The organism is Pseudosporangium ferrugineum, from assembly GCF_003002065.1.
GTDB lineage: Bacteria > Actinomycetota > Actinomycetes > Mycobacteriales > Micromonosporaceae > Actinoplanes > Actinoplanes ferrugineus_A.
The window spans coordinates 693,343-699,380 of the sequence record NZ_PVZG01000002.1; the positions used below are offsets into that span (position 1 = coordinate 693,343).

At 75.0% G+C, this 6,038-nt stretch carries 7 protein-coding genes; 5 read left to right on the forward strand and 2 right to left on the reverse strand.

The genetic code is table 11. The annotated features are described in order from the left end of the window. Window positions 1–75 precede the first annotated feature (75 nt). Entirely contained in the window at window positions 76–402 is a 327-nt protein-coding gene (locus CLV70_RS07295; protein WP_106125565.1) for a WS/DGAT domain-containing protein, read from the reverse strand. Beyond that, complete coding sequence (locus CLV70_RS38995) at window positions 399–1,319, reverse strand: wax ester/triacylglycerol synthase domain-containing protein (RefSeq protein WP_158277724.1); 921 nt, start codon at window positions 1,317–1,319, stop codon at window positions 399–401. Before CLV70_RS38995 ends, CLV70_RS07295 begins: the two co-directional genes overlap by 4 nt. A 108-nt stretch (window positions 1,320–1,427) precedes the next feature. On the opposite strand from CLV70_RS38995, the gene CLV70_RS39000 reads away from it, so the two are divergent. The 5 genes from CLV70_RS39000 (at window position 1,428) to CLV70_RS07320 (ending at window position 5,799) form a co-directional block, all read left to right on the forward strand. Next, window positions 1,428–2,360, forward strand: coding sequence for a universal stress protein (locus CLV70_RS39000; RefSeq protein WP_146163989.1), 933 nt, complete (start codon window positions 1,428–1,430; stop codon window positions 2,358–2,360). A 68-nt stretch (window positions 2,361–2,428) separates the two neighbouring features. Then, window positions 2,429–2,935: a cyclic nucleotide-binding domain-containing protein gene (locus CLV70_RS07305; RefSeq protein WP_245908078.1), complete on the forward strand. Its 507-nt coding sequence runs from the start codon at window positions 2,429–2,431 to the stop codon at window positions 2,933–2,935. A 65-nt stretch (window positions 2,936–3,000) separates the two neighbouring features. Continuing rightward, window positions 3,001–3,873 carry a universal stress protein gene (locus CLV70_RS07310; RefSeq protein ID WP_158277725.1) on the forward strand — a complete coding sequence of 291 codons (873 nt, stop codon included), beginning with the start codon at window positions 3,001–3,003 and terminating at the stop codon, window positions 3,871–3,873. 11 nt (window positions 3,874–3,884) lie between these two features. Beyond that, complete coding sequence (locus tag CLV70_RS07315; protein WP_106125569.1) at window positions 3,885–4,361, forward strand: hypothetical protein; 477 nt, start codon at window positions 3,885–3,887, stop codon at window positions 4,359–4,361. A 298-nt stretch (window positions 4,362–4,659) separates the two neighbouring features. Beyond that, window positions 4,660–5,799: an acyltransferase family protein gene (locus CLV70_RS07320; protein WP_158277726.1), complete on the forward strand. Its 1,140-nt coding sequence runs from the start codon at window positions 4,660–4,662 to the stop codon at window positions 5,797–5,799. Window positions 5,800–6,038 lie beyond the last annotated feature (239 nt).

Below are 6,038 nucleotides of genomic sequence, written 5' to 3' on the forward strand. Positions count from 1 at the left end.
TTGTCCGCTGCGCCTCCAAGGTTGCGCCGGGGGTGCGCCGGCCGCACGGGCCACCGGTCCCGCGGGGAGGGGCCATCAGTCCCGCGGGGCGGCGAACCGGTCCAGCTCGGCGGCGAGCTCCGCCGCCAGCAGCGGCAGTTCCGGGAACGCGTCCGGGTCGGCCATCGCGGTCAAGGTCAGCTTCCCCGCGTACGCCAGAGCCTGGAAGGTCACGGTGAAGTTGGAGTCGCCGCCGACCGCCAACGGGATCATCGACCGTACGGCCGCACCGCCGAACCGCAGCGGCCGGGCGGGCCCGCGGACGTAGCTGACCAGGGTGTGCGCCCGCCGCTGCCGCCGCATGTACCAGCGGTACCCGCCGAGCGCGGCGAACCGCCGGAACACCGGGCCGAGGACGGTCACCGGCGCCGGTCCGGCCGCGAGTCCGCGCCGGACCGGCGCCGGTGACCGGTCGCGGTCACCCGGCGGGCGCGGCCGGCGGGCGTACCGTCGACGGGCACGGCGACCAGCAGCGGGCTGTCCGCCCCCGAGGGCCCGGCGCCGGTGCGCGCGCCCGCCACCGGGATCGCCGTCAGGATCGCGGGGACGGCCTCCCCGCGGCCGGCCAGGACGCGGTGCAGCGCGGCGGCCACGGCGACCAGCAGCACGGAGTTCACCGTGGCACCGCACCGGTGCGCCGACTCGTGCAGCGCCGCGGCGCTCCTGGTCACGGCCACGGCACGGCGGTACGGGCCGGTGGGCCGCAGCAACGAGCAGGCGGGCGCCCGGTGCGGGGTCAGGCCCCCGGCGGCGAGGACGCCGCGCACCAGCCGCCGCATCCGCCGCCGCGGCTCCGGCGCTGCCTGCGATCGTTCCGCCGGCCCGTCGTCGGTCAGACCGGCCAGGATCGTCAGCCCGCCCAGGCCGTCCGCGACCGCGTGGTGCAGCACGACGACGAGGGCGGTGGCGCCGGTCGCCAGCCCGTCGACGACCGCCGCCCGCCACAGTGGCCGGCCGCGGTCCAGGGGCTCGAGCAGCAGCGCCGTCGCGGCGTCCAGCAGGGCCTGCCCGTCGCCCGGCGGCGGGCATCGCACGCCGCGCACGTGGTCGCGTACGTCGAAGGGGTCCACCGTGGCCCAGACACCCGGATCGGCGATCCGCTGCCGCAGGCGTGGCACCGCCGCGACGCGCGCGGCGAGCAACCCGGTGGCCGCCGGCAGCCCGACCGCCCGGTCCAGCACGAGGATCACGGCGAACTGTACCGGGACGTCGCCGGTGTCCATGGCCAGGAAGGCCAGGCCCGCGTCGTCCACCCGCGCGGCGGTTCCGCTCGGCTCCATGGCGCCAGTGTCGGCACCCCGCGGCGGGGGCCGGCAGGGCCGGTCGGCCCGGCAGCAACGGTCCACCGGCCGTGCCACGGCACGCCCGCGGGCGCCTACGGTCCCGATATGGACAGCGCCGTGTGGTCGAAGCGGAATCTGCCGGTCGTGGTCGGTATAGACGGGTCGCGTTCGCATCCGGGCACCGTCGATCTGGCGGTGGACCAGGCCGTACGCCACCGGGCACCGCTGCTGATCGTGCACGTGTGGCCGGGCCGGTACTCGGGGAGCTTCCGTACCCACGATGCCCTTCCGACCGAGGACGACGGGCGCCACCTGCTCGAGCTGGCCGCCCGCCGGGCCCGGCACCGCGCCGGGAACCTGACCGTGAGCACCGAGCTGGCCGCCGGCAGCGTGTCGCAGATCCTGACGGCGCGCTCGGAGTCGGCCCGGCTCGTCGTGGTCGGGCACCGCGACGCGATGCCCGCGCGGGCGAGCTGGGGTTCGACGACGGCGTATCTGGCCCACCACGCCGGCAGCCCGCTGCTGGTGAACCGGGGCACCGTGCCGGAGCACGGCCCGGTGGTGCTGGCGGTCTCGGCGCGCGAGCCGGTGACGGCGACCGTGGGGGAGGCGTTCGAGGAGGCCGCCTCGACCGACAGCAAGCTGGTCGCGGTCCACGTCTGGAACCAGACCGGCACCCGCCCGCCCACCGGCTCCCTCACCACCGGCACCGGGTACGGCGAGGCCCGCCGCGAGGCCGAGCGGCACCTCGCCGAGGTGCTCGCCGGATGGTCCTGGCGCTACCCCGACGTGGAGGTGGAGCGGCTGCTGCTGCACGACCTCGACATCGGCTACACGCTGGAGCGGGCCTCCCGGCGCGGGCGGCTGCTGGTCGCCGGGATGGGCCGCAGCGGCCGGTTCGTCGAGCTGATCTACGGCTCGCTCGGCACCACGCTGATGCGCCAGGCGGCCTGCCCGGTGCTGCTCGTCCCGATCGGCTGGCCCGCCGTCACCGCCGCGTCGGGCGGCGTCACCGCGGACGGCCGGTCCGGACGCTGAACCGGGCCGTCCGCCACGGGACCAATGGCCCTGGGTGCGCCACGCCGTCAGGCAGTGTGATGGTGAGCGTGACGACGTTCAGCGTCTTCGATCTCCTGGTCCTGCACCCGTTCCTGTCCGGCATGCCCGGGCCGCGGCTACGGCAGGTCGCGGTGCACGGCCGGCCCGTCGTGTGGCCCGCCGGGTACCGCGTCTTCCGCGAGGACGCCGTGGCCGCGAACTTCTGGCTCGTCACCTCCGGCGAGGTCGACCTCGACTTCCACGTGCCCGGCCGCGGCGACGTGGTGATCGACAGCGTCGCCGGCGGCGGGCTGCTCGGCCTGTCGTGGCTGCGGGCGCCGTACCGGTGGACGACCGGGGCGGTGTGCACGGACCGGTGCCAGGCGGTGGAGTTCGACGCCCGGGGCGTGCGCAACCTGATGGCCGAGGACAGCGGCTGCGGCGCCGACCTGACGCGGCGGGTCACGGCCGTGCTCGGCGACCGCCTGCGCGGCGCGCGGGCCCGGCTGACCCTGCTCGGCGCCGTCCCGCCGGATCCGGCGGGGACCCTCAGCCGGGCGCCGCGGGACGAATGACCCTGGCCCGGCCGGCCCGCGGGGAGTGTGCTCAGAACAGGCGCACGGACACCCGGGAGGCTGTGATGAGTCATCTCGACGACAGGAGAACCACCCGCAACCGCTACAGCGAGGCGATCGGGCGGTACCTCGGTGCCACGGGATACCGCGAGCCGGTGCCCGTGCCGCACGGGCGGACCAGATCCACCACCGGTGTCGTGCTGGCCGGGGTCGACGAGACGCCCACCAGCTACAGCGCCGTGGATCACGCGGCGGTGCAGGCCGAGCTGCGGGGCTGGGACCTGCGGCTGCTGCACGTCCAGCACGGGTACGAGATCGGCGCCGCCGCCGACGAGGCGAGCCGCCGGCTGCTCGAGCACATGGCCGAGCGGGTGCGGGCGTACTCGCCGGGCGTCGCCGTCAGCACCCGGGTGGCGGTCGGCGCGGCGGCCCCGCTGCTGCTCTCGGACGCGTACAACGCGAACCTGCTCGTGGTCGGCCACCGGCACCACGCGACCGGCACCGCGTTCGGGCTCAGCGTGGCGGACCGGGTGGCCGCCCACCACACCGGCCCGGTGATGGTGGTGCGCGTGCCGGGCTGGCCCCCGGGACCGGGCTTCGGCACCCGGCCGATCGTCGTCGGCGTCGACGACAAGACCCCGCCGGCCGTGTTCGAGTACGCCGTCGACGAGGCCCGCGTCCGGGGCAGCGACCTGATCGTCCTGCACGCGGTCGCCCGGGTCACGGCGGACCACGAGCCGGAGGAGTCCCACGGCGTGACGGTCCACCGGCAGTACGTGGCCCGCGACCCGGTGGCGGCCCTGGTCGGCGCGTCGGCGAGCGCCTCGGCGGTGGTCGTCGGCCGGCGCGGCCCCGGCAGCTTCGCCGGTGCCCTGCTCGGCTCGGTGAGCCGCGCGCTGGTGCAGCAGGCCCGCTGCCCGGTCTTCCTGGTCGGCTGACGGGCACCGCCGTGACCACGCTGGTGGTGCTCGCCTGGGTCCTGGTCGGCGTGCACCTCGTGCTCCTGGAGATCGAGCTGATGCTGGCCCGCCACGCGGAACGGGCGCTGCGGGAGAGGGGCCTCGGCGGGCGGGAACCGGACCGGTGCGCCGGGGCCGACCCGTGCCTCGGGCCGCTGTTCGGGCTTCCTCCCCGGCCGGCCGCGGCCCGCTCGCCGGGCGTCCCTTCCCCGCCGGCCGTCCCTTCCCCGCCGGCCGTCCCTTCCCCGCCGGCCGTGCCTTCCCCGCCGGCCGTGCCTTCCCCGGCGGGCGTTCCTTCCTCGCCGGCCCTCTCCGCCTCGCCCGGCGTTTCCGCCGGCCTGGCGGAGGCCGTGTTGCTGGAGCGTCTTGTCGCGGGTGAGGTCAGTCGCGAGTGGTATCGCGCCGAGATGGCCCGGCTCGCGCGGGAGGACGAGCGCGTGCACCCGGTGGGGCCGCCGCCGGCCTGAGGACGTCGAGAGGCCCACCGGCAGTGCCCGTTGACGAGCATTCGCGGCGGGTGGGTGTGCGCGACGGATGATGACCAGTCAGGCGTCGCCCCGCCGCCGAGGTTCCCTTTCCCGTGCCGGTGGGCCTGCTCCCAGACTCGGCCAGGGTGCCCCGGTACACCAGGGCCGAAAGACCTTGAGGACGCGGGGGCCACGGCCGGAAAGAGCACGACATATGCCCGTTCGGCTCACCGCGTTCCCACCCGCAACGGCTACTCTCGGTGATGTCCAGAAAGTCGGAACATACGGGGAGTTGCTGGTGGTGGACGTGTTGAGCGTCAAGGCGCCCGCCCGGGATCGCTACTTCGATACTCTGCGTGCGCTGGCGATCATGCGGGTGGTGGCGTACCACGCCTTCCACTACGCGGTGCTGGCGCTGCTGTTCCCCTCGATGGGTGTCATGTTCGCGCTCGCCGGCTCCCTGATGGCGAAGTCGCTCGACCGCTCCGCCGGTGCCCAGGTGATCCGCGGCCGGGTACGCCGCCTGCTGCCCGCCCTGTGGGTGATGGGCGCCGTCCTCGTGCCGCTGATGCTGATCGCGGGCTGGGGCCACCGCCCGGCCTGGCCCGACTTCCTGCTCTGGGTGGTGCCGCTGGCCACCCCGCCGGCCAGCCACGGCATCGGCGACGTCGGCGCGGAGGGTGCGGGTGTGCTCTGGTATCTGGCCACGTACCTGTGGCTGGTCCTGCTGTCGCCGGTGCTGCTCAAGCTCTACCGCCGGCAGCGGCTGCTCACGATCGCGCTGCCGCTGGTGGTGCTGGCGGCGCTGCACAGCGTACGGATCGCCGACGGCAACAACGCCGTGCAGACCGCCGGGTACGTGCTCACCTTCCTCCCGTGCTGGCTCCTCGGCTTCGCGCACCGCGACGGCGACCTGCGGCGGATACGCCCCGTGGTGGTGGCCGGCGTGGCCGTGGGCTGCGCGGCGCTCGGCCTGGGCTGGGTCGTCGAGCACCCCGGTCCGGGCGGCCTCGACCTGGTGCCGTTCCCGCTGGCGCACGCCCTGTACTCGATGGGCTTCGTGCTGGCCCTGCTGCGCCTCGACCCGGGCCTGGCCTGGCTGAACCGGATGCCGCTGCTGCAGAAGCTGGTCGCCGCGCTCAACAACCGGGCGGTGACGATCTACCTGTGGCACAACGTCATCATCACCGTGGCGATCATCGTCGGCGACCGGCTGAACCTCTGGGACGTCAAGCAGGGCGCGCTGATCTACCTCGGCTTCACCTGCATCGCCCTGTCGATGCTGGCGGTCGCGGTCTTCGCCCTGGGCTGGGTCGAGGACCTGGCGGCCCGCCGCCCGCCACGCCTGCGCCCGTGGCCGGTCCGCACCCCGAAGCACGCCGCTCCCCGGCTCCCCGCCCCGGCCGACCGCGGCGACCGCGTCGGCGCCGCCGCCTGACAGAGATGATGTTGGTGAGCACCTCCCGCCGGGGTCTGACCCTCCGCCTGACTGACTTCGGGTCCTTTACGGGATTTGTCGGCCCTGGTCGGGAGGTGCTCGTGCACTCATCAGGCGTGGCGTTGTGACTTCATAGGAGCCTGGCTAGTGTGCTGCGCCGGAAATTCGCCTGTTAAGTCGGTGTAGGGTGGGTTGATGGCACGAACCGGGCGCCCGACTGCACCGCTGGTGTTGACCGA

Coding starts and splice junctions, on each gene's coding strand:
- CLV70_RS07310 (WP_158277725.1), top strand. CDS start 3,001: ATGAGTCATCTCGACGACAGGAGAACCACCCGCAACCGCTACAGCGAG.
- CLV70_RS38995 (WP_158277724.1), bottom strand. CDS start 1,319: ATGGAGCCGAGCGGAACCGCCGCGCGGGTGGACGACGCGGGCCTGGCC.
- CLV70_RS39000 (WP_146163989.1), top strand. CDS start 1,428: ATGGACAGCGCCGTGTGGTCGAAGCGGAATCTGCCGGTCGTGGTCGGT.